This is a genomic window from Mitsuokella apri (assembly GCF_047974105.1).
Taxonomy (GTDB): Bacteria; Bacillota; Negativicutes; order Selenomonadales; family Selenomonadaceae; genus Mitsuokella.
Map to the genome: position 1 here is coordinate 1 of NZ_JBHYRS010000031.1, position 338 is coordinate 338.

The 338-nt window shown below is 53.3% G+C and carries 1 protein-coding gene; it reads right to left on the minus strand.

What is annotated here, in order from left to right:
- Window positions 1-338 (minus strand): IS66 family transposase (locus ACE419_RS11600; RefSeq protein WP_435722087.1); only part of this gene is annotated, 338 nt, incomplete at both ends.

A 338-nucleotide genomic window follows, 5' to 3' on the forward strand; every position in this document is an offset into this window, starting at 1 on the left:
TGGTAGCCAGTGTAGCCATCTGTTTCGAGGACGCCGTGGAAATCCTTGAGCAGTGCCTCAGCGTAACTGCCGCTGCGGCCTGGCTGGTACTCGTAGACGCGGATTTTATGTGCCGTTTCGTACTCGCCGCTGCTAAATACCCACATGTAGGATTTCGTAGGATTCTTGCGGTTCTTTTCTTTGTGAACCTGCACCGGCGTTTCATCTGCATGTACAATTTCCTGTTGCAGAAGGGTTTCCTGCAGCCGTTTTTTTAGCGGTATGAGCCAGTCCTCGGCAGCTCGGATAACCCAATTGCCAAGCGTGGCACGAGAAAGCGGCAGGCCAATGTCCTTCCA